At 61.5% G+C, this 22700-nt stretch carries 21 protein-coding genes; 7 read left to right on the top strand and 14 right to left on the bottom strand.

Annotated elements, in window-relative coordinates; all coding sequences use genetic code 11:
• Position 1: 1 nt before the first annotated feature.
• The 5 genes from Q1B40_RS13775 to Q1B40_RS13755 form a co-directional block, all read right to left on the bottom strand.
• Complete coding sequence (locus Q1B40_RS13775; RefSeq protein ID WP_299815529.1) at positions 2-697, bottom strand: ABC transporter ATP-binding protein; 696 nt, start codon at positions 695-697, stop codon at positions 2-4.
• Positions 697-1440: an ABC transporter ATP-binding protein gene (locus tag Q1B40_RS13770; RefSeq protein ID WP_299815525.1), complete on the bottom strand. Its 744-nt coding sequence runs from the start codon at positions 1438-1440 to the stop codon at positions 697-699. The genes Q1B40_RS13775 and Q1B40_RS13770 overlap by 1 nt, the downstream gene beginning before the upstream one ends.
• 1 nt (position 1441) lies before the next feature.
• A complete protein-coding gene (locus tag Q1B40_RS13765; RefSeq protein ID WP_299815522.1) occupies positions 1442-2473 on the bottom strand; it encodes a branched-chain amino acid ABC transporter permease in 1032 nt (343 codons plus the stop codon).
• Between the two features lie 4 nt (positions 2474-2477).
• Positions 2478-3398, bottom strand: coding sequence for a branched-chain amino acid ABC transporter permease (locus Q1B40_RS13760; RefSeq protein WP_299815519.1), 921 nt, complete (start codon positions 3396-3398; stop codon positions 2478-2480).
• A 106-nt stretch (positions 3399-3504) separates the two neighbouring features.
• Positions 3505-4794 carry an ABC transporter substrate-binding protein gene (locus tag Q1B40_RS13755; RefSeq protein WP_299815516.1) on the bottom strand — a complete coding sequence of 430 codons (1290 nt, stop codon included), beginning with the start codon at positions 4792-4794 and terminating at the stop codon, positions 3505-3507.
• A 174-nt stretch (positions 4795-4968) separates the two neighbouring features.
• Between Q1B40_RS13755 and Q1B40_RS13750 the strand changes: the two genes are divergently transcribed.
• A complete protein-coding gene (locus Q1B40_RS13750; protein WP_299815513.1) occupies positions 4969-5781 on the top strand; it encodes a MurR/RpiR family transcriptional regulator in 813 nt (270 codons plus the stop codon).
• A gap of 109 nt (positions 5782-5890) precedes the next feature.
• On the opposite strand, the gene Q1B40_RS13745 is transcribed toward Q1B40_RS13750, so the two are convergent.
• The 9 genes from Q1B40_RS13745 to Q1B40_RS13705 all read right to left on the bottom strand — a co-directional run bounded on the left by Q1B40_RS13745 (position 5891) and on the right by Q1B40_RS13705 (position 16536).
• On the bottom strand, positions 5891-6862 hold the full coding sequence (locus Q1B40_RS13745) for a hypothetical protein (protein ID WP_299815510.1): 972 nt from the start codon (positions 6860-6862) through the stop codon (positions 5891-5893).
• Positions 6837-8261 (bottom strand): MBOAT family protein, encoded by a 1425-nt coding sequence (locus tag Q1B40_RS13740; protein ID WP_299815507.1) that lies wholly within the window; start codon positions 8259-8261, stop codon positions 6837-6839. The genes Q1B40_RS13745 and Q1B40_RS13740 overlap by 26 nt, the downstream gene beginning before the upstream one ends.
• A gap of 21 nt (positions 8262-8282) precedes the next feature.
• The gene (locus Q1B40_RS13735) at positions 8283-9269 is read right to left on the bottom strand and encodes a sterol desaturase family protein (RefSeq protein ID WP_299815504.1); all 987 of its coding nucleotides are present in this window, start codon (positions 9267-9269) and stop codon (positions 8283-8285) included.
• Positions 9270-9396: 127 nt separating this feature from the next.
• On the bottom strand, positions 9397-10770 hold the full coding sequence (locus Q1B40_RS13730; protein ID WP_299815501.1) for an FAD-dependent oxidoreductase: 1374 nt from the start codon (positions 10768-10770) through the stop codon (positions 9397-9399).
• The gene (locus Q1B40_RS13725) at positions 10751-11617 is read right to left on the bottom strand and encodes an isocitrate lyase/phosphoenolpyruvate mutase family protein (protein WP_299815498.1); all 867 of its coding nucleotides are present in this window, start codon (positions 11615-11617) and stop codon (positions 10751-10753) included. Before Q1B40_RS13725 ends, Q1B40_RS13730 begins: the two co-directional genes overlap by 20 nt.
• A complete protein-coding gene (locus Q1B40_RS13720) occupies positions 11614-12219 on the bottom strand; it encodes a cysteine hydrolase (protein ID WP_299815495.1) in 606 nt (201 codons plus the stop codon). Before Q1B40_RS13720 ends, Q1B40_RS13725 begins: the two co-directional genes overlap by 4 nt.
• Positions 12216-14282: a hydantoinase/oxoprolinase family protein gene (locus tag Q1B40_RS13715; protein WP_299815493.1), complete on the bottom strand. Its 2067-nt coding sequence runs from the start codon at positions 14280-14282 to the stop codon at positions 12216-12218. Before Q1B40_RS13715 ends, Q1B40_RS13720 begins: the two co-directional genes overlap by 4 nt.
• The gene (locus Q1B40_RS13710) at positions 14279-15976 is read right to left on the bottom strand and encodes a hydantoinase B/oxoprolinase family protein (RefSeq protein WP_299815490.1); all 1698 of its coding nucleotides are present in this window, start codon (positions 15974-15976) and stop codon (positions 14279-14281) included. Before Q1B40_RS13710 ends, Q1B40_RS13715 begins: the two co-directional genes overlap by 4 nt.
• Positions 15973-16536 carry a tautomerase family protein gene (locus Q1B40_RS13705; RefSeq protein ID WP_299815487.1) on the bottom strand — a complete coding sequence of 188 codons (564 nt, stop codon included), beginning with the start codon at positions 16534-16536 and terminating at the stop codon, positions 15973-15975. Before Q1B40_RS13705 ends, Q1B40_RS13710 begins: the two co-directional genes overlap by 4 nt.
• A gap of 141 nt (positions 16537-16677) precedes the next feature.
• Between Q1B40_RS13705 and Q1B40_RS13700 the strand changes: the two genes are divergently transcribed.
• The 6 genes from Q1B40_RS13700 (at position 16678) to Q1B40_RS13675 (ending at position 22596) form a co-directional block, all read left to right on the top strand.
• Positions 16678-17481, top strand: coding sequence for a GntR family transcriptional regulator (locus tag Q1B40_RS13700; protein ID WP_299815484.1), 804 nt, complete (start codon positions 16678-16680; stop codon positions 17479-17481).
• The gene (gene leuC, locus Q1B40_RS13695) at positions 17481-18884 is read left to right on the top strand and encodes a 3-isopropylmalate dehydratase large subunit (RefSeq protein ID WP_299815481.1); all 1404 of its coding nucleotides are present in this window, start codon (positions 17481-17483) and stop codon (positions 18882-18884) included. The genes Q1B40_RS13700 and leuC overlap by 1 nt, the downstream gene beginning before the upstream one ends.
• A complete protein-coding gene (gene leuD / locus Q1B40_RS13690; protein WP_299815478.1) occupies positions 18881-19489 on the top strand; it encodes a 3-isopropylmalate dehydratase small subunit in 609 nt (202 codons plus the stop codon). Before leuC ends, leuD begins: the two co-directional genes overlap by 4 nt.
• A 105-nt stretch (positions 19490-19594) precedes the next feature.
• Positions 19595-20608 (top strand): TRAP transporter substrate-binding protein DctP, encoded by a 1014-nt coding sequence (gene dctP, locus Q1B40_RS13685; protein ID WP_299815475.1) that lies wholly within the window; start codon positions 19595-19597, stop codon positions 20606-20608.
• A gap of 171 nt (positions 20609-20779) precedes the next feature.
• Positions 20780-21286, top strand: coding sequence for a TRAP transporter small permease (locus tag Q1B40_RS13680; protein WP_299815472.1), 507 nt, complete (start codon positions 20780-20782; stop codon positions 21284-21286).
• Positions 21286-22596 (top strand): TRAP transporter large permease, encoded by a 1311-nt coding sequence (locus tag Q1B40_RS13675; protein ID WP_299815469.1) that lies wholly within the window; start codon positions 21286-21288, stop codon positions 22594-22596. The genes Q1B40_RS13680 and Q1B40_RS13675 overlap by 1 nt, the downstream gene beginning before the upstream one ends.
• The last annotated feature ends 104 nt before the right edge of the window (positions 22597-22700 follow it).

Below are 22700 nucleotides of genomic sequence, written 5' to 3'. Positions count from 1 at the left end.
TTCACATCCCGATCAGGCGCTGTCTGAGCGGCGCATTGTTCAGCAGGTCACGAGCCGGGCTTTCATGAATGATAACGCCCCGATCCATGACATAGACCCGGTCGGAGACTTCAAGCGCGGCAAGAGCGTTCTGTTCGACGACAAGGCAGGAAACGCCTTCCTGCTTCAGTCGCAGGACGGTTTTCAGAACGTCCTGGACGATCTTGGGGGCAAGGCCCTGGCTCGGTTCGTCCAGCAGCACCAGGCCGGGTGATCCCATCAGCGCCCGGCTGATCGCGACCATCTGCAACTCACCGCCCGACATGTTCTCGCATTCGCGGGGGAGCAGATGCTCGAGTGCCGAAAAGACACCGCACATATCCGACTGGCTCCAGGAGCGGAACCGCGTCCTGCGGGTGCCGAGCGCGAGATTTCTCCGTCCGGTGAGGGTCGGAAACACCCGCCGGTCGTCCGGCACCCAGCCGATTCCGAGCCGCGAAATCTTGTGGGTCGGCAAGGCGGTGATGTCCTTGCCGTCGAACCTGATCTGCCCGCTTCTGGGCTGCGACAGGCCGAGGATCGAGCGGATCGTCGTTGTCTTCCCGGCGCCGTTGGGCCCCAGTAGAGCGACGATTTCAGCCTCTCCGACACGGAGCGACGGGCCGAACAGGGCCTGTGTTTCGCCGTAGAAGGTTTCTATTCTGTTGACCTCAAGCATCACGCAACATCTCCCAGAGTGGAGCGGGCAACCCATTTGTTGGCTCTGAGGGCGGCTGGTGTGTCCTCGGCGATGACCTGACCCCAGTGTATGACGGAGATCGTGTCGGCCAGTTCGAACAGGAAGCGCATGTCATGCTCGATCATGACGATCGTGTAGGTTTCCCTCAAGCTCCGGATCAGATCCATGAGCCGGCGGGTCGCCTCGGCGCCAAGCCCCGATGTCGGTTCGTCCAGAAAGACGATGCGCGGGTCCGCGGCAAGCGCAACGGCAATCTCCAGAGCCCGCCTGTTGCCATAGGACAGGGCGGCCGCCTTCTGCCAGGCGCGGTCGGCAAGGCCCACCTGGTCCAGCACCTCCAGAGCCCGGTCGACCAGCGCGGTGTCATCGAAAACGTTCTGGGTGACATTGAAGCTGCGAGAGCGGAACTCCGGCAATGCCAGGATCACGTTCTCGATGACGACCGTATCGTCGAACAGGTTCATAATCTGGAACGAGCGGGATATTCCCAGTCTGGCGATCTGGTGCGGCTTGCGGCCGGCAATGTCGTGGCCTTCAAAGGTGATCCTGCCGGCATCAGGTGCGTAGAAGCCGGTCAGAACGTGGAAACAGGTGGTCTTTCCCGCGCCGTTGGGCCCCATGATGCCGTGCACCGTGCCTTCTTCCACCGACAGGGAAATATTCTCCAGAACGACACGGGATCCGAAGCGTTTTTGTATGTTCTCGACCTTGAACAGCGTCACGTCAGGCCCTCCCTGCTTGGGCGGCTGGTCCGACCGCTTTGCGGGACCTGAGCGGCAGGCGTGCGCGCAGCACGTGGAACAGACCCGCCATGCCCTCCGGACGGACCATCACCATGATGACGAACATCAGGCCGAACCACAAAAGCCACGTTTCCGTCAGGCCGCCGATGATGTCGCGGGCAATGAAATAGAGAAGCACGCCGAACACCGGTCCCCAGAAGCTGACGAGGCCACCGCCGACGAGCACCATCATGACGATCAGTCCGGACTGATGCAGGCTCATGACATCCGGATAGGCGCTTTCCTGTGCCATCGCGAACAGCCCGCCGGCAAGTCCGGCGAAGGCGGCGGAGACAACGAATGTCAGCCACTTGATGAGCCAGACATTGTAGCCGACGAAGCGGGCCCGGGTTTCGTTCTGCCGAATTGCCTGCAGGACGCGTCCGAAGGGAGCGTTGACCAACCGCCAGAGTGCCAGGACGGCAACAAGAAGCACAATCGTCACGAACCAGTAGAGTGCGCCGTTGTCGGAAATGTCGAGTTTCAGCGGACCGAAGACCAGATCGGGCCGTGGAATGCCGAGCAGCCCGTCCTCGCCGCCCGTGATGCTGTGCAGCTTGATGGCTGCGAACCAGAACACCTGTCCGAAGGCGATTGTCATCAGCGCGAAATAGATGCCCCGGCGATGGGACACGAAGGCCCCGACAAGGGCGCCGGCAAGTGTCGCCGCGGTGATGGCCGCCAGAAGCCCGCCCCAGAGGCTGATGGTGATGTTCTGCTGGAACAGCCCGAACGCATAGGCGCCGATGCCGAGATAGGCACCATGGCCGAAGGAATGCAGGCCGGTGTATCCGAAAAGGAGATTGAAGCCGAGGGCGAACAGGATCCAGATGGCGATCTCCATGCCGAGATATTGATAAAGGCCGATGGGTTCCAGCCAGAAGGGTGCGGTCAGCAACAACAGCACGAACAGTCCCATCGATCGTGTGAAAGGGGATCCGCCACGCGCGGGGATGTCGGAGAGGGAAATCACAGGTTCAATTCTCCAAGGCGCTCTTGCGACCCAGCAGACCGCGGGCGCGAAACCCGACAACGGCGATGAGCAGCAGATACATGGACATCATCGACCAGGCCGGTGCATAGGCTCCGGTGATGCCGACGGACATTCCGACGAGAAGGGCGGCCAGCACCGCGCCCCAGAAACTTCCCACGCCGCCGATCACGATGATCAGAAAGGCCGGGATCACCACGTCCAGCCCGATATGCGGCCTCAGTCCCCAGATCGGCGCCAGTATTATTCCGGCAAGACCGGCGAGCGCCGCGCCGAAGCCGAAGACCAGAAGCCGCAATTTGGACAGGTCGTATCCGAGCGCCCGAACCATTTCGCTGTCGTGGCTTCCCGCCTTGATGATCGCGCCATAGGGCGTGCGCTCCAGGAACACCCAGACGAGGGCGATGGCGGCAAGCGCGAAGGCAGCGGCGAAAAACTTGTATTTGGAGAAGATCAGCCCGCCCATCAGGAACGCGCCGTTGATGGTCTGCGGAACAGTGAGGTTCTGTTCGCCGGTTCCCCAGGCAAGGCGGATGACTTCTTCCACCACAAGGGCCGCACCAAAGGTCAGAAGCAGGCCATAGAGCGGGGCCTTTCCATAGGTCGGCCGCAGGCACAGCTCGATCACCATGCCCGAGGCCGCCGCCAGCAGCGGGCCCACGGCGAGCGCGGCGACGTAGCGCGTTCCGATGGGCAGGCTCAGCCACCAGATGCCGAATTCGGTGCCGGCGAACCAGTCGCCGCCGATGGTCGCCAGGGCGAAATAGGCGCCGAGCGCGAACAGGGACCCATGGGCAAGATTGATGACTTCCATGACCCCGACGATGAGGGTGAAGCCAAGCGCGATGAGCGCGAACAGAAGTCCCAGCGTGAGGCCGTTGACGATGTGGGGTAGCAGCTCGATCATGTCGCCCGTGTCCGAAGGCGTCCCGGAGACCGGACGCAGGTAAATGGTGAACTCCCCGGCCCGGACACGCCATGGTCCGGGCCGGGGATCTATCGTGTGACGGCGGTTACGCGTCGAAAGTCGGCGTCTCGTCGTAGCTTTCCAGCTTGCAGGCTTCGAGCGCTTCTTCGTCTCGCACGTCCTGCGGGCTCGACTGCGTCAGGATCTTGAACATGTCGTTCTCATCCCTCGGCTCGTCGTTCGCCGTTGCCAGATAGATCGATTGCTGGACCTGGTGCGTGAGCGGGTCGATCACCGCATCGTCGTGCTGCATGCGCTCGGCTGCCGGCATGACGTGACCTTCAAGTTCCTTGATGATCGCAATGTTGTTCGTCGATCCCGCGCGCTCGATGGCCTTCAGCAATTCGCTGGTCGCCATGTAGCCGTTGTAGAACACGTTGCCCGGAACACGCATCGAGGTGTCGGGATACATGGCCTGGTAGCGTTCCACGAATTCCTTCACGCCGGGCAGGTCGAGGCCGTAGTACCAGGTGGTCCCGAAGACACCGAACAGGTTGTCGAGCGGCAGGCCGTAGACATCCGGCCAATCCTGCTGGTTGTTGATCCAGGCCGGTTTGGATCCCATGCCGAGCTGGGCGACCTGCTGGCGCAGTGCGATCTGGTCATCTCCGCCGACGGCGGCGGCGACAACTGCCGGGTTGTCCTGCTGGATCTTCAACAAGGCCGCCGAGAAGTCGCGGGTGCCTTGCGGGATCAGGATCTCGTCGACGATCTCGCCGCCATATTGTTCGACGAGGGCCCGGGTGGATTTGGCCGTGTCATGCCCCCACACGTAATCATTGGTCAGCAGCAGGACCTTGCCGCCATAGGCATCGATCGAGTTGCGGACGGCGGCCTTGGCGAAGTTGGTTCCATTACCGTCCCAGACGAATTTCACCCGGTGGCAGTTCTTGCCGCTTTCGGTTGGCGATGACGAGTTGGTGTTCAGGTAGATCACACCGTTGCGCTGGGCCACCTGGCTGATGGCATTGGCGACACCGGAACTGACCGCGCCGACAAGAAAGCCGCAGTCCTCTCGGCTTATCAGCCGTTCCGCCACACGTGAGCCGGTCGCCGGCGTGGTCTCCGTATCGATGTGCGTGACTTCGATCTTGCGACCCAGCACGCCGCCACGGTCATTGACCTCCGAAATCGCCATCATCATGCCGCGGCGGTCGCTGGCGCCGGAATTGGCGTATTGACCGCTGGCATCGGACGTGATGCCGATCCTGATCGGCTTGTCGGTGGCTTGCGCCCAGACCCTGTTATGTTTCCAGGGGCCGGCAAAGGCAGTCAATCCGCCGGCTGCAGCAGCCGAGCCCAGGAGCGCGCGCCGCGATATTCTCGATTTAGACATCTGATCCTCCCATCAGCGGCCCCGCAGGGCCGGGTGCCGGCGTTCGAACTCCTCCTCCAAGCAATTTGAACGCCGTGTCAAAAAGGGTGAAAATATTTTCGATGATTGTCAATGAAATAATTTTCTACTAATTTGAAAAAAAATTCAAACATGAGAATCAGAGATTTACCGCACATGACCCATATCGCCCCAGAGACTTTCGATGCCCTCCGGCAAAGGATTCGCGACCGCTTTTCGGATCTCAGTCCGCATCTTCAGCGCATTGCGCGCGCCTCTCTGGAGGCGCCCAACAGCTTTGCCCTCAACACAACGCCGGTGATCGCGGAGTCGCTTGGCATCCAGCCTTCGACCCTGATCCGTTTCGCCAAGGAGTTCGGTTACACCGGTTTTTCGGACCTGCAGAAAGTCTTCCGCCAGCGTCTCATCGAGGGCAATGCGGACATCCGCGAGCAGGTGCTGGAACACGACAGGGACGCGGTGCCGGGCGATGTAAAGGCCGATCTCGGCCAATGTATCGCAGCGCATCTGGAAAGCCTGAAGAGCTTGGAGAAAGATTGTGATCTGGACGCTCTGAACAAGGCTGTCCAGGTGCTGCGCGGAGCCCGCCATATCTATATTGCTGGCCTGCGCCGGTCGCGGCCGATTGCCGACTATCTGCACTATTGCCTGTTGCGGGGAGAACGGTCCTGCAGCCTGCTGGATTTCGCCGGAGGCATGGCCGGGCCGCAGATCGCAACCCTTGCCAACGACGATATCCTGTTCGCGATTGCGTTCTCACCCTATTCCAAGCATGTGGTGGACGCGGTGCTCGATGCGCATGTCTCGGGCCGCAGGATCGTCTGCCTGACCGACAGGAGCGAAAGCCCGCTTGCCAGATATGCAGAGGTCTCCCTGCTGCTGGGAGCAGACACCGCGAGCCGCCTGCAACCAATCTCCGGCGCTGTCGCCCTGATACAAACCCTCGCCGAGGGCGTGACCAGGCCATGAGGCCAATTGCATGCGGTGTTGCAAAGTGAAGGCTGACGACAGCATCTATCCGCTATTCAAAGAGGTTTCCGTCAATCGCCGTTGGCATAAAACAGTTGGTTCATCCTGCTTATGAGCCTGTCGCTGGAATTTCCGCGCAACGACGGTTGATTTCCTCCGAGTAGATGAGAGCACCATGTGAATTGAGGTGGTCCACGTCCCGGAAGAGAGACCGATCCTGCACCGCTGCGTGCAGGTCCACGTGGCGCCCGCCCACGCGCCGTGCTTCGGCCTCAAAAAAAGCGAGGCTCTTGTGCCAGTCCGATCGTTCCTGATCTGAATAGGTCGCCTTCATGGCGTTCCTGTAATCGGGAGAAAGGGGAAAGGTGACGAGGCAGATTCGCGCTCCCTTTTCGGCAAGGTCGTCCAGCAACCGGCTGAAGAGCTGCTTTTCCGCTTCGACCTGCTTGCGTGCCCCGGTCCGGTGTAGCCTGACGCGGTCGCGGCTCGCGTAGGCCCGCCAAGCGCTGTCTGGTGCGGACAGATCTCCAGGTGACAACATTGCGCCATTCGGCAGGATTTCGACCTTCGAAACCAGTTCGCCCCCAGAAAGCAGATAACGCAACCAAAGCTGGGCCAGCCTGCTGCGGTAACGCGGATCCAGGATGAGCAGTTTGTCCCATGACGGATCAGCAGGGCTGTTCAACTCCTCAAGATAATCGGGGTTCGGCCGGTTCGCGAGACGGTAGGAAGACAACAGATGAGGGTCGGCGGGAAGGATGACGGTGCCCGGTGCCTTTTCAGCGAAATAGGCACGTACCTTCAGAGCGATATGGGCAATGCCCTCGGACGGATATGCGAGATTTACCGCGCCGGTCTCGGGAACAAGTCCTCTGGCGACGTGACTGTCGCCGAATGAGGCGTTGCGTTGTTCAGCGTTCTGGAACAGCCGCTTATGCGCCGAGAAATCGTCTTGCGGCAGAACTTCCCGGCGCAGCAGCCATTCGCTGGCAACAGCAAGCAACAGCACCCCGCAGAAGAACACAGTGACGAACACCGCCAGAGATGTGCGGGCATCAGAACTGGAAATAGAGGAATTCATAAGTCCCCTTTGAATAGACGCTGAACACGGAGAGCATCGCAAGAATTGCTGCCGAAATCGTGAACGCCCGGGACTGCAGCCACGTCATCCGGTTGCTCTCCAGTCTCGAGACCAGTTCAATCGAATTGGGTACGAGCCAGACGATGGCAGCGCCGGCCAGCAGATAAGGCACGATCCAGAAGAAGTCCCTGAAAACGGGAAAGCTTATCGCAGGCATCGTTCCGAAACCGGTCATGACCGCAAGGATGTCGGAGGCGCTGGAGAAACTATCGGCGCGAAAGAAGACCCAGGCAATCAGGACAGCAAGGAAGGTCACCGATACCGCGACCGGGTGTGGTAGAGGCAGCCTTGTATAGTTGCGCCATGCATGATTCACACAAAGGTAAAGGCCATGCAGGCCGCCCCAGACGACGAATGTCCAGCTACCGCCATGCCAGAGACCTCCCAGCAGCATCACGATGAACAGATTGACGTATCGCATAACGCGGCCGTGTCGGTTTCCGCCGAGCGGAATATAGAGGTAGTCTCTGAGGAACTGCGACAGGGTGATATTCCAGCGGCGCCAGAAATCGATGATGCTGCTCGCCTTGTACGGTGAGAAGAAGTTTATCGGAAGGCGTATCCCGAACATCCTGCCCAATCCGACCGCCATGTCCGAATAGCCGGAAAAATCGAAGTATATCTGGAAACTGTAGCAGACCATGCCCAGCCAGGCCTCGGCGAAACTGGGTTCGAGCCCCAGAGCATCGACGTCAAAAAGACGATCCGCGCCATGACGGAAGGAATCGGCCAGCAACACTTTCTTGGCCAGACCTAGCGCGAACAGAAGCGTGCCTGCAAGAAGGTCCTGGCTGTGGAACCTTGCAAAAGCCGGCATTTGCAATTGTGGAATGATCTGTTTGTGGTGGACGATCGGTCCGGCGATAAGCTGCGGAAAAAAGCAGATGAAGAAGGCGTATTCCAGCACATTTCCCGGGCGGGTCTTACCCTGGAACACGTCAACCAGATAAGCGATCTGCTGAAAGGTGAAAAAGGAAATGGCAAGCGGCAGCAGGATATCCGGCAGGTTGAACGGATGGCCCGTCAGGACGGTGAGCGTTTCCGTAAAGAAAAGGGCGTATTTGAACCAGCCGAGCAAGCCGAGATTCAGGCCGATGCCGAGCCAGAGCAGGGGCTTGCCCGGGTGCGAGGACAGCTTGCAGGCAAGAAGGTAATTCACCAGGACCGACCCGATCAGCAGAAAGAGATAGGCCGGGAACATCCAGGAATAGAAGACAAGTGATGAAACCAGCAGGAACAGCAATATCGTGCCTGTGCCCGCGAAGCGGCGCAGCAGGAAGGTCCCGGCGAGCACGATCGGCAGGAACCCTGCCAGAAAGGTTAGAGAGCTGAATAGCAAGGGGGAACCGGCATCCGGGCGTTACCGGTTTGAACTGAAATAGGTCAGCGACTTGCGGATCGGAGAGAGGTAGACGCCGCCCAGGGACCGGAAATCCTCCATTTCATTCTCGTCGATGCCGAAGCGGACGCGCTCTTCGTGCCGCGGCAGATAAAGCGTCCCGAACATGGCGTCCCAGAATGAAAAAATGTGCCCGAAGTTCTTGTCGTAATGCATCTCTTCCGTGCTGTGATGAATCTGGTGCTGTGCCGGCGAAATAAATACCCTGTTCCAGAAATCGCCGTAGGAAATCCAGATGTGCGAATGGCGCAAATTGTAACCGAGCAGACGCCAGATGTAGATGCCCGCCCAGGCGCCGAAAATCGTGATGGCTTCTGTTCCCTTGCCTACGGTTACGAACCAGAGCCCCGTGGCAACACCAAGAGACAGTGTCGTCACCAGACTGCCGACGAGCATGTCGACCGGGTGACGGCGCAAGGCCGTGACGGGAGTCAAGACTTCCGCGCTGTGATGGACCTTGTGAAACTCCCACAACAGCGGAACCTTGTGTTTCAGATAGTGGGCGTAGGTCGCACCGAAATCCCAGGCGAGGACGAGGACTATCGTAAAGGCGATCCGGTGCAGCAAGGTTGTCTCACCCGTCGCGGATATCCCGCCGAATTCATTTCCCGCCCAGAATATTGTTTCCGCTATGAAAGCCGGCGTCAGCACCAGAGATAGAGTCAGGAAGAACAAAAATCCGTTGTTGATCAGAAGGACAAGGTAATCCATCCGGGCGGAATGGTGGAAAAAGATCCGTTTCGGGAACAGCATCCGCAGCATTTTCACGGGGTTTACGAACCAACTGCCTGCCCGCAAGGCCATACGCACGTAAACAACGGCAAACGCGATCAGAAAAGCAACAATCAGCGGGCCGGCACTGAGAAAGCTGCTCGGCGTGACGAATGTGCTCAGCAGACTGGTGAAAGCCGTCAAGACGTAATTGTACGTTAGTTCGATGACATTCATAGGACCGGGTCCGGACGCCGATGACAGGAACCGGGCAATTATCGTTGGGAACAATCAAGGAAAAGTTACCTATGTCCGCAATCTAGCGGGCTTATCGGATCCTGTTGCGTTCAAATTGAACCGACACCTAACCCACGCCCGCGGCACGTCCCAGAACGACCGCGCTGAGGAGGCCGTTGCCGGAGAGGTAGCCGCTGTCGGCGCTGCCCGATACGCCGCAAGCTGCGCCTCCGGCGGCGAAGAGGTTCGGGAACAAAGCGCCGTCTGTGCCACGCACCTGGCCGTTGGGAGCAACGTCCAGGCCGCCCTGGGTGTGAAACAGGGCGCCGGTGACCTTCACTGCGCAATAGGGCGGCGTCAGGGGTGGGCCGGTGAAGTGGCGGCCGAATGCGTCCGGTGCCTCATTTGGAAGAGAGGTCAGAGTTGCCTCCAGCGTATCCGGGTCGAGGCTGCAGGCCCTGGCCAGTTCGGCAATCGTCTCGGCCTGCCTGATGGCACCCTGGGCTTCGGCGTCCTTGAAGTCAGCGAACTGGCGGGCGATGTCGGCGATGCGGCCGTCGAAGATCGTCCAGGCGATGCCGCCCGGCTGGGCCAGCACCTGGCGTGCGGCTTCGGAGTATCCCAGGCTTTCGTTCCAGAACCGCCGCGCGTTCGTGTTGACCTGAACACCGCCTTCGGTGATCACGGCCCAGGTGATCAGGATGCCGTTCGGATGGGCGACATTGCCATGGCCCTGATAGGCCCCGAGATGCCGGGTGGCAGCGCCCAATTGCGACGCCCAGCCCAGAACCTCGCCCCGGTTGCCTTCGTGGCCGAACCAGAGGGCCTCGGCGATTTCTGGCATGTGGTCCCGCACGAGCTTGCGGTTTCCGCCAAAGCCGTTGCAGGCGAGGATCAGGCGCTTGCAGCCGATGCGCTCCTGGCCGCCGTCGCCGCGCGTGGCGATGACGCCGGTGATCTGGCGGCCATCGGCAAGAAGTGTCCTGACGCGCCGATTGCAGATGATGTCTATCTCCCGGCTTTCGCAGGCGCTGCGCAAACGGTCCACGAGCTCCTGACCGGACCGGGTCGGCAGGCCGTGCATGCGGCGGCGGGAATGTCCCGGATAGTCGAAATCGGAAACAACGGAAAAAGGCAGGCCGTATCGCTCCGCCAGCCACTCGATGGCAGGGGCCGACCCTTGCGCCAGCGCATCGACAAGCGCCTGGTCGTTCTCGCCCTTGGCCTTGGCCTGAATGTCTTGCGCGAAGTGTTCCGGCGTGTCGCTTATGCCGGCTTCCGATTGAAAGCGGGTGCCGGCGGCCGGGATCAGGCCGGCGGAAAGCGCGGTGGAGCCGGAGGCAGTTGCATCGGCTTCCAGAACCAGAACCTCCTGACCGGCTTCACGCGCAGCAAGGGCCGCGACCATGCCGCAGGCCCCGGCGCCGATGATCAGCGTTTCGACGTCGAAATCCGTTTCCTGCGGCGGCAGGACGGCGGGGTCAGTCTCCGGAGCCGTCATAGCGCTTGCCTGTTTCCAGCATCTTGTCCGTGCCGATCAGGCCGTTCAAACCGGTAAAATCGAACATCCGATCGGAGAACGGGCGGTTGGAGCCATGCTGGTGCAGGCTCTCGTAATAGGCGACCGCGGTGCGTGCCAGGGCCCTCACGATCCCTCCGGGGAAAATGACGATCGAAAAGCCGGCAGCCTCAAGGTCCTGGGCGGAGGAGATCGGCGTGCTGCCGCCTTCGACCATATTGGCAAGAAGCGGTATCCGCTTCGCGAAGCGGGTGGCGACCTGCGCCAGTTCCGCGCCGGATCGCGGTGCTTCGATGAAGAGCGCGTCGGCTCCTGCCTCCACATAGCGTTCGGCCCGTTCGATCGCGGCCTCGAAGCCTTCGACCGCGATTGCGTCGGTGCGGGCAATGATCAGGGTTTCTTCGCTGGCGCGCGCATCGGCCATGGCCGCGATTTTCCCGGCCATTTCTTCAGTGGAGATCAGGGACTTGTCCGCCAGGTGCCCGCATCTCTTGGGGGAGGTCTGGTCCTCGATCTGCAGGGCGTTGGCGCCGGCGCGTTCATAAAGGCGCATGGTGCGCTGCGCATTCAGCGCATTGCCGAAGCCGGTATCGGCATCGATGATGACCGGCAGGTCGACCCGGTCGCGGATCAGGGCCATCGTGTCAGCCATTTCCGTGACGGAGGTCAGGCCGATGTCCGGCCGCCCGAGCCGGGTATAGGCGACTGCGGCGCCCGACAGGTAGAGCGCCTCGAAACCGGCTTCCGCGGCAATCGCGGCGGTCAGGCCGTCATAGACACCGGGGGCGGTCAGAATCCGATCCTGGTGAAGTCGGCGTTTGAGACTCATGAGAGCATCTCCACTGCCTGGGCGCAGGTCATGACGTCGGTGACGGACCCGAGGGAAACAAGCGTTGCCTCATGGACATCCTGCTTGAAGGCGGCGCATCCGTCGCTGAGGAGGATGGTGTGAATGTTGCGAAGATGCGCATCGCGCACAGTCGACGCGACACCTCCGTTGGTGACGATCCCGCCGATGATCAGCGTGTCGATCCCGAGGGCTTTCAGGATGTATTCCAGACGCGTCTGGTAGAAGGCCGAATAGGCGACCTTTTCGACCACATAGTCGGCCGGTGCCAGGGCATCCACCAGGGAGTGGCCGAACGCACCGGGCGCGAAGTCGCCCTTGCCGAGGAAAGGGCGCAGTTTCTTCAGGTGTTGCGCGATCAGCGGTTCGCCGCCCGGTCCGGGCACGAGGGTGAACTGCGCGGATACGAAGGTTCCCCGGCGCGCCCTCAGAGCGTCCACGACCGGCCGGATGCGAGCGGGCAGGGCGGTGATGCTCTCAGCGGTTTGTCCGGCGCGGCCATAGGCCCCTTCGGGATGCAGGAAATCGTTCTGCAGATCGATGGTCAGCAGAGCGGTCCGGGAGGGATCGAGGGTCTCTGTCATGCGCTCTCCTCCACACGGGTGATGATGGTGTTGCCGTAGTCATCGACACGGCCAGTCAGACCCGGCTCGATGAGCACGGTGGTATCCGGCTGTACCAGAATTGCGGGCCCGTCGATACGTGCACCGACAGGCAGGGCAAGCCGGTCGTAGATCTTCGTCTCGTGCCAGGTATCGCCGAAATGAACGCGGCGGGTGCCGGTGCAGGCCTCTTCCGCGTCTCCGCCGGTTGTCGGGGCCAGGGTGGCCAGATCGAACTTCGGGCGCCGGCCTATGACCGAACTGCGAAGGTTCATGAGGCGGCGAACCCCATCGGGCAAAAGCCGTCCGTAGGTGCCGTGATACGCTGTGTCGAATGCGGCTTCGATCTCTTCCCTTGACGGCGTGACCACCTTGCCGTTGTCGATTGCGACTGGCAGCGGGACAGCCACGGTGTGGGTCTGACCGACATAGGCCATGTCGAGTTCAAACACGGTATCACGTGCCTCGAATTTGGTCCCGGCGGCGTCCAACAGAGCCATGCCGTCGTCCACATGGCGTTGCATGATTTCCGCCAGAGATGCCGGGTCGACCGCCGAGATCAGAGCATTCACCGTCTGGACGAAATCCTGGCGCATGTCCGCAATGACGCAGCCCAGAGCGCTGGTGACGCCTGGATAGCGCGGTACGATGGCCCGGCCGATGCCGACTTCGTTGAGCATGGCGCCCGCATGAAGGGCCCCGCCGCCGCCGAAGGGCATGAAGGCGAACCGCTTCGGATCGAAACCGCGCTCGATGCTGACCAGCCGGATCGCTCCGGCCATGCGGGAATTGGCGACCGTCAGAATGGCTTCAGCCGCCTCCAGGGAGCCGAGTCCCAGGGGCTTGCCAACATGTTCATCAATGGCTTTCGCGGCCGCCTCGACATCGAGCCGGTCCAGCTTGCCACCGATCGGGCGGTCCGGATCGATGCGGCCGAGGACGACATTGGCGTCGGTCACGGTGGGACGGGTGTTGCCCTGGCCATAGGCGACCGGGCCGGGTGTCGATCCGGCACTTTCCGGTCCGATGTTCAGGAGGCCGCCCTTGTCGACCCAGGCAATGGAGCCACCGCCCGCACCAATCGTGGTGATCTCGATCATGGGAGTGCGCACGACCATGCCGAAATCGATCGATGTCTGCGGGCTGAGGACGCTGTTGCCGCCGGCGATCAGGGAAACGTCGAAGCTGGTGCCGCCCATGTCGCCGGTGATGACGTCCGGAAAGCCTGCCGTCTGGGCGATGTATCCGGCTGCGATCACACCCGCCGCAGGACCGCTGAGGGCGGTGCGGACCGGCAGGCGGCAGGCCGTGGCCGTATCCATCACCCCGCCGTTGGACTGGACGATCATGAACTCGCCGGCAAAACCGCCCTTGCGCAGGGCCGTGTCCAGACGGTCCAGATAGCCGCTCACTTCCGGTTGCAGGTAAGCGTTCAGCGCCGTCGTCGAGAAACGCTCATATTCGCGGATTTCAGGCAGGATTTCGGAGGAGCAGGAAACATGCGGGTTCGGCCACAGGTCACGCACGGCTGCGACCGCCAGGGCCTCGTTTTCCGGGTTCGCGTAAGCGTTGGCGAACAGGACGGCGACCGCCTCGCAGCCCTTGTCCAGAAGCTCTGTTGCGGCGGCACGTACAGCCTCAAGATCGACCGGGGTGCGGATCGATCCGTCAGCGAGGGTTCTTTCGGGAACCTCCAGCCGTAGGTCCCGGGATACGACCGGTTCGAAATTGCCGCGCAGGCCCCAGGTTCTCGGGCGGTCGCGACGGCGCATTTCGAGGACGTCTTTGAGGCCTTCGGTGGTGATTACGCCGATCTTCGCGCCTTTGCGTTCCAAAAGAGCATTCGTTCCGGCCGTCGTGCCGTGAACCACCGCGCTGACACTTGCCAGATCCGCAACCTGCCGGCCGATGCCTTCCAGAAAGCCGCCGGACTGGTCCGGCCGTGTGGTCGGGACCTTGGCCACCTGGGCGGCGCCGGTGCTTTCATCCAGCACGAAAACGTCGGTAAAGGTGCCGCCGACATCGACTCCGATCATCTTGCTCATCGCTCCGCCTCCTGCCAGGCAGAGCCATAGATCTTGTTGGCGGCTTCAACGCTGACATAGCCCTGCGCCACGTCGCGGGCGACGGCTGCGGGATCGCGTTTGTCGGGCGGTCCGTAGCCGCCGCCGCCCGGGGTCATCAGCTGCACCCTCTGGCCCTTCTTCAGCTTGATGCCGCGCATCTTGGAGACCATTGGCGGTTGGTGCCAGCCATCTTCCTGTTCGTAACTGAACACATTGGTCGCGGCGCTTGCTCCGCCGGCCACACCCTTGGGAGGGAAGCGTCCGCGTTCACCGAAAAGGAATGCTTCGGCCTGTTCCTCGAGCAGCTCGATTTCGTAGGTGGCGCCCAGGCCGCCGCTGTGCGTACCGGCCCCCGCGCTGTCCGGGCGCAGGGCCCATTGCCGGAACATGACCGGATAGGCAGCCTCCAGGATTTCGAGTGGCGGGATGGTCGCGGTCGAGATCGGTGCGTTGCCATGGTTGAGGCCGTCGCTTTCAGACGATCCACCATGGCCGCCGCCATAGAAACTGAACATCACCCAGGGCTGACCATTGGCCCGTTTTCCCGCAATTGAAAGCGCATTGATGGTGCCGTAGGCATTGGCGACAACCCGTTCGGGAATGGCCTGGGCGGCAGCGGAAAAGATCACGTCGATCATCCGCAGAATTGTTTCCGTGTAGCCCCCGACAGGTGCGGGGAACTTGGCTGCCAAGAGGGATTCGTCCGGGACCTTTATCTCCACCGGGCGCATGACGCCGGCATTGGCGGGCAGGTCCGGAAAGATGTGCTTGATGGCGACATAACAACAGGCGACAGCGGTGGGCAGAGCAATGTTGACCGGTCCGGCAGTCGCCGGAGCCGTGCCTGCAAAGTCGAGCGTCAATCGGTCGTCCCGGATTTCCAGGGCGACCCGGATCGGGAGCGGCGTGTCCGTGATGCCGTCGTTGTCGAGGAAGTCTTCAGCTTCCCATCGGCCGTCCGGCAAGGCCGCGACTTCCGACCGCATCAGGGTTTCCGCACGGTCTCCAAGGGCGTCGAGTGCAGCCGATACGGTGTCGGCTCCATATTCGTCGAGAAGTTCGTCAAGGCGCCGTGCCCCCAGATCGAGCGCGCCGAGCTGACCGTTGAGATCGCCCATGGCGGATTGCGGCAGACGGGTGTTGCGCATAAGGATGTCGATGATGTCCTGCTGCAGGACCCCTTTGCGGGCGATGCGCACCGGCGGCAGGATGAAGGCTTCCTGGAAGGCCTCCGTCGCTGCCGGATTGTAGTTGCCCGGAACGGCCCCGCCCACGTCATGCCAGTGTCCGACGGAGGCGAGATAGCAGAACAGCCGGCCATCGCGGAAATACGGGCGCACGAGACGCATGTCGCTCAAATGGGTGCCGCCCATGTGGGCGTCGTTGAAGATGTAGATGTCGCCATCGGAAAGATCGCCGTCGGCGGCGGCCTTTTCGATGACTGCCTTGACCGCGAAACTCATCACGCCGACAAAGATCGGCAACCCAGATTTGCCCTGCACCAGCGTGTCGCCGGTGGTGGCGTGGTACAGGCCATGGCTCGCATCGTGGGCTTCGGCGATGATCGGATTGAAGGCGGCGCGAAACAGGGTCGCGTCCATTTCGTCCGTTATCTGCTCCATGCGCCCGGCGAGAACCGCCAGCGTGATCGGGTTGATGGCCTGGTCTGTCATGCTTTGCCCTTGATTTCGGCGATGTCGTTCCACACGTCCTGGCGCGTGATCTTGTTGTTTGTCACCTCGAACCGGTCAATGAAACGAATGCCGGAGAAGTGTGAGCCGTCCGGCCATTCGCCCGACAGCGTACCGCGCGTATAGACGATTGCGCTGCTTTCCCCCTGAAAAGCCTCGACGCCCTGGTAGGTCTTGGTAACAAAGCGATAGCGCGGCCTGGCCCAGTCGATCAGTTCGGCGATTGTCGCCATTTTTCCGGTGCCGGGAAAGACCATCCTGAAGTCCGCGCCGAGGTGGGCCTGCGCCTTGTCGAGGTCGCGTGCTTCCATGGCTTTCAAATATTCCAGAACGACCGCCGCGGGATCCTGAAGGGCAGGCGCCGGGGTGCGGTGGGTGCCGCCGCGCATGTAGTCGGAGGCGGGGACCTCGTTCAGGAAAACGCTCACGGCTTCGGGCGCGGCAGGCACCACAAATCGGACCGCGTCACTCAGGGCTTTCATCAGGCGGGTTTTATCGGCAGGTGTGTATCCCGCCATAAGGTGCACATGAACGCTCGGCACGGCTGTCTCCCGTTTATTTGTATTTTTTGTAATACAGATTTTGAATATTAAAAAGACAAATTTTTGATAGATTAATGGTCTTTGTTCTTGCTTTTCCATAATCTGCGGTTACCGTTAGCCCCTGATACGAGGAGATTTTTCGTGAGCGAGCAACAACAGACATGTTTGCCGGAAGGCGGCAAGGCCCGGAGGGTTTACCTGTTGCTTCGCGATGAAATGGCGAACGGCGTTCTCGCCGAGGGTGCTCCCATTCCGGCCGAGCAGAAGCTGGCCGAGATCCATGGCGTGTCGCGGGTCACGGTCCGCAGGGCGCTCGATGCTCTGGCCGCCGATGACCTCATAGAAAAACGCGTCGGGGCCGGATCGTTCGTGCGTCCACGGTCGCAATCCGCCGCTCCGATCACCGGTGATATCGCGTCCCTGATGCCACAGCTTGTCGAGATGGGGCGCAATACCACGGCACGGCTCCTGTCGTTTGGCTATGGTCCGGCACCGTCCGCGGTTGCTGCCGCCCTCAATCTGTCGCCCGGAGCGCGGGTTCAGACGGCCACGCGCGTGCGTCTGGTCGACGGTCTGCCGTTTTCCCATCTGACCACACATGTTCCGGAGGAAATTGCCTCTCACTATGACGAGGCCGATCTGGCGACCACGGCGCTCTTTCAACTGCTGGAGCGAAGTGGTGTGCAGGTGGACAATGCCCATCAGAGCGTTTCTGCCACACTGGCGGCTCCCGAGGTTGCCGAAGCGCTCGGGGTGTCCGTGGGAGCGGCCTTGCTGTCCCTGAAAAGGGTTGTGCGCGACGCGTCCGGACGCGGGATCGAATATCTGTCCGCCTATTACCGGCCGGACATGTTCCGGCTTGAAATGTCTCTGACCCGTGTAGGCGCGGAAGATGCGCGCCACTGGGAGCCGGTCATCGGACCGGATGCACAGGAAGGGGCGTGATGTCGGTTCAAGCCACCCTGTTCGACAAGGTCTGGGACCGTCATGTCGTCGTGGCGGGCGCGAACGGCTGGGCTTTGCTTTGGGTGGACCGGCATTTCGTTCATGAAGGCTCGCATCACGCTTTTGCGAAATTGGCCTCGCGCGGGCTCAAGGTGGCCGAGCCGGACCTGACCTTCGGTGTTGTGGACCACTATGCGCCGACACAGGGACCGCTTTCGGCGGCTTCCGCGGATATCCAGCGCATGGTGCGGACCGTGGAAGAAAATACCAGGGCGCATGGTATCGAGTGTTTCGATCTCGATGATCCGCGTCAGGGGATCGTTCATGTGATCGGGCCGGAACAGGGGCTGACGCTGCCCGGACTGACCATCAATTGCGGCGATAGCCATACCTCCACTCATGGCGCCTTCGGGGCGATTGCGTTCGGCATCGGCGCGACCGAGGTGGCGCATGTTCTGGCGACGCAGACCATCTGGCAGTCAAAGCCGAAATGCATGCGGATCACGATCGACGGCAAGCTCGGGCCCGGTGTCGGCGCGAAGGACATGGCGCTCAGCTGGATTGCCAAACTGGGCGCAGATGCAGCCCAGGGCCACGCGGTGGAATATGCCGGGTCCGCCGTGCGTGATCTGACAATGGAAGGGCGCATGACGCTCTGCAACCTGTCGATAGAAGGCGGAGCGCGGTGCGGAATGGTGGCGCCTGACGAGACGACCTTCGCATATCTGCGTGGCCGGTCGCGCGCGCCGAAGGGCGAGGCCCTGTCGCGCGCAATTGAAGACTGGTCGCGGCTCGCAAGCGACGCTGACGCCGTTTTCGACAGGGAAGTGGCGCTCGATGGCGCTGAAATCGCGCCGATCGTGACCTGGGGGACAAGCCCCGAAGAGGCCCTGCCGGTGACCGCTTCGGTACCCGACCCAGAGCGTCTGCCGGAACACAAGAGATTCCGGGCGCGTGAGGCACTCGACTACATGGGCCTGGTGCCCGGCCGGCCGATTTCGGGCACGCCGGTGGATCAGGTGTTTATCGGATCGTGCACCAATGGCCGGATCGAGGATCTGCGTTCCGCTGCGGCCGTGCTCAGCGGCCGCAGGGCAAAGGTGCCGGGGATTGTCTCGCCGGGATCGCAAAGCGTGAAACTGCAGGCCGAGCAGGAGGGCCTCGACCGCATCTTCATGGCGGCTGGCCTAGAGTGGGTCTCTTCGGGGTGCTCCATGTGCGTCGGTATGAACGGAGATACGGTCGCTGCGGGCCAGCGCTGCGCATCGACGACAAACCGGAATTTCAAGGGACGGCAGGGGCGCGGCGCTCGTACGCATCTGATGTCGCCCGGCATGGTCGCGGCAGCTGCCGTAACCGGCGAAATCACGGACGTGCGCCCCTTGCTGGAGGGCCGGTCATGAGCGGATGGACCCGTCACGAGGGCGTCGCGGTCGCGTTGCCGTTGGAAAACGTCGACACAGATCAGCTGATCCCCGCGCGTTTCATGTCCGCTCCGCGAAGCCAGGGCTATGGCTCCTATCTGCTCCACGATCTCCGGCATCGGAGTGACGGCACGCCGATCGCGGAGTTTCCGCTCAACAGTCACCCACGGGCAAGCGTGCTTGTCGCCGGGCGCAACTTCGGCTGTGGGTCCTCCCGGGAGGCTGCGGTCTATGCGCTGGTCGATCACGGCATCCGGACCGTTATCGCGCCGAGCTTCGGAGACATATTTGCCGCCAATGCCATCAACAACGGTTTGCTGCCCGCCCGTGTGGATACCGAGGTGGTCGAGGAACTGTTCGCCGCGCTCGGCGTCGAAGCCGTGAAGGCGAGCGTGGATCTGGTGGCCGGGACCATCCGCATTGCCGGCCGGGAAATCGCACTGGAGCTTGAAGAAGAAAAGGGCGCCAAGCTGATCAATGGCTGGGACGACATCGACCTGACCCGGTCGCATGCGCAGGTAATAGCCTCCTTCCGGAGCAGTCACTTTCAGCGCGCGCCATGGGTTCGGCCCGCCGACATATAGAATTTCGCGAACACACAACGCGCGAATGCAAGAGGGAACGGGATCTAACCCGTTCCGCAAAAAGTGGGGTTGGCCTTCCAGCCCCGGGGAAAAGTGGAGAGACCGATGAAGAAACAAGTGATCGGCGTGTTTGTCGCCGGATCGGCCCTGTTCGGGGCGAATGCATATGCCGAAGAAACCGTGACCGCAGTTCACGCGTTTCCGGAAACGCTCATCTATACGAAAAGCTTCCTGTCTTTCGTCGACAAGGTCAACGAGGCCGGCAAGGGCGTCGTTCAGATCGAGGTGCGCGGCGGCCCTGAAGCAATCGGCATGTTCCAGCAACCCGACGCGGTTCGCGACGGCGTTGTGGACATGGTCTATACGCCGGGGTCCTTCTACGGAGGTTCGTTGCCTGAAAAGGACGCGATGGTCGCGTCAAATCTCACGGCAGTCGAAACGCGCGCCAATGGCGGCATCGAGCTGATCGATCAGATCCACCAGGAAAAGATGGGACTGAAATATCTCGGCTGGTTCGACAGCGGCGTTTGCTACAATCTGTGGACGCGTGACGCTCCCGATTTCGATGACGCCGGCAACCTGAAGGTGGAAGGCCTAAAGCTTCGCGGCAATTCGGTCTACAACGCATTCTTTTCAAACTATCTCGGCGCACAGGTCATCGACCTTCCGACTGGTGATGTCTATGCGGGCCTGCAGCGCGGCGTTGTCGATGCGACCGGCTGGACACAGATCGGCCTGATCGACCTGAAGTGGAACGAATTCCTGAATTACCGGATCGAACCCTGCTTCTTCTCGACCGATCTCGGCGTGATCGTCAATCTCGAGAAGTGGAACAGCCTGAGCGACGAAGCCAAGAAAATCCTTCAGGACGTTGCGATCCAGCACGAGAAGGACAGTGTCGAAGCTCTGGGCGCCAAGCGCGACGAGGACTTCGCCAAGCTCGCCGAACAGGGCATGGAGGTGGTTAGCCTCGAAGGGGAGGCGAAAGCCAACTATCTGCTTGCCGCCCGGGAAAAGACCTGGGAGCGCATGAAGGAACTCATGGCCGAACAGCCCGGCGGCACCGCGAACTACGACACGCTGATCGAGTTGTTCTACGATCCGGCTGCCGACAAGTAACCGGTAACATCCTGGCCCGGCGCCCGAGGGCGCCGGGCCTTTCCATGTCCTGGAGCACTTTGAAAGAATACGGGTGACACCTGATGGGCGGGGCAAGCCTGCCGCGGATCCGAACATCGGGTCCGGCGGCTCCGTATTCATCTGGAGGGTGCCGGCGGTCCGGAGGCTGCGATGCATTTGATGACGCGAATATATGACAGGCTGGTGGAATTCATGGGCCTTGTTGCCGCCCTGATGCTTGTCTGGCTGATGGTGTCGATCGTCATCTCCGTGGTGATGAGAAACATCGGCATTCAGCCCTTCGCCTGGCTGTTCACATCCGCCGAATATGCGCTGCTCTACATGACCATGCTGGGCGCGCCCTGGCTGGTGCGCAAGAAAGGGCATGTGCATATCGAACTGGTGACCGCCAAGCTTCCCCCAATGGGGAAGGTCGTCGTCAGCCGGCTGGTCGCATTCCTGTGCGTGCTGGTTTGTCTCGTGCTTGCCTGGAAGGGCTTCGACCTGTTCCAGACCAATATTGCGCGCGGCGACTATGACGTGCGGGCCTATTTCTTTCCCCGCTGGATGCTGACGATTTCCTTCCCGATCGCCTTCGGTGTGATGGCGATCGAGTTTGCACGTTTCGTCTTCGGAAAAGAGCTCATGCATTCTGGCGAGGCGGGGATACACGAATAATGGAATGGTACGAAGCGCTCGCGGTCCTGCTCGGCAGCATCGTCTTTCTCATGGCCATCGGCATGCCGGTGGCGCTGGCCTTTCTGGCCGCCAATATCATCGGTGCCTGGATCTTCATGGGCGGCGAGCGCGGTGTCAGCGCGCTGCTGAACAATGGTCTCGGCGCGCTGACGAAATTCGCGCTCGTCCCGATCCCGCTTTTCCTGCTTATGGGAGAAGTCTTCTTCCAGACCGGCCTCGGCGGGCGGATGTTCAATGCCATCGACCGGCTGCTGGGCAAGCTGCCGGGGCGCCTGAGCTATGTGACGGTTCTGGGCGGAACCGGGTTCTCGACGCTGTCGGGCTCGTCGATGGGGTCCACCGCGCTGCTCGGAAGCCTGATGGTTCCGGAGATGAAGGCGCGTGGCTACAAGAGTCACATGTCCATCGGCCCGATCCTCGGCACCGGTGGCTTGGCGATCATCATTCCCCCGTCCGCTTTGGCCGTGCTGTTGGCAACCCTCGCCCAGATCGATGTCGGTGCTCTGCTGGTGGCGGGCATCATTCCCGGACTGATCCTGGCCGGCCTTTACATTCTGACCATCTGGCTGCAGACCAAACGCGATCCGCTGGCCGCACCGGCCTATGACGTGGAGCCCATGGGGCCCGGACAGAAACTGTCGCTTCTCCTGACCGACGTGGTGCCGCAAATCGGTCTGATGGCCGTCATCGTGGTGCTGATGATCAACGGCTTCGTCACGCCTTCGGAAGCGGCGGCCTTCGGCGCGCTGGGTGTGTTCATCCTGGCCGCGCTCTACCGGTGCCTGACCTGGCAATCGGTCAAGGCATCGGTCTGGGGGGCGTTGCGGGTGACGCTGATGGCCTATCTGATCGTGTTCGGCTCGGCCACCTTCAGCCAGCTTCTGGCCTTCTCCGGCGCGTCCCGAGGTCTGATTTCCTGGGCCACGGGCTTCGAGCTGGAGCCGACCTACATGCTGCTGGTGATGTTCGCGGTGCTGCTCCTGCTCGGCATGTTCATGGAACAGATTTCCATCATGCTGCTGACGGTGCCGATTTTCTTTCCGCTGGCCACAAGCATCGGCTTCGACCCGATCTGGTTCGGGCTGGTCATGCTGCTGGCGCTGGAAATCAGCTTCACCACGCCGCCCTTTGGCCTGTTGTTGTTCGTGATGAAAGGCGTTGCACCACCCGGCACCACCATGAAGGAGATCTACAGCGCGGCGATCCCCTTCATCCTGTGTTCGCTTCTGGTGGTGGTCCTGCTGATCCTCTTCCCACCCCTTGCCACCTGGTTGCCGTCCCGGGGGTAAGCGGGAAGAGGGGCATCTGCCGGCCGGTTTGGACCGGCGGCGAACTGGCCCGGACAAGCGCAGCGTTCGCGCGCCGGTGCCTGAGGTTTTGTACCGACGTTGTG

This window comes from uncultured Roseibium sp., assembly GCF_947496995.1.
In the GTDB taxonomy this organism is placed as follows: Bacteria; Pseudomonadota; Alphaproteobacteria; order Rhizobiales; family Stappiaceae; genus Roseibium.
Note: the sequence above shows the minus strand (reverse complement) of the source record. Positions and strands in the feature narration are given on the sequence as shown.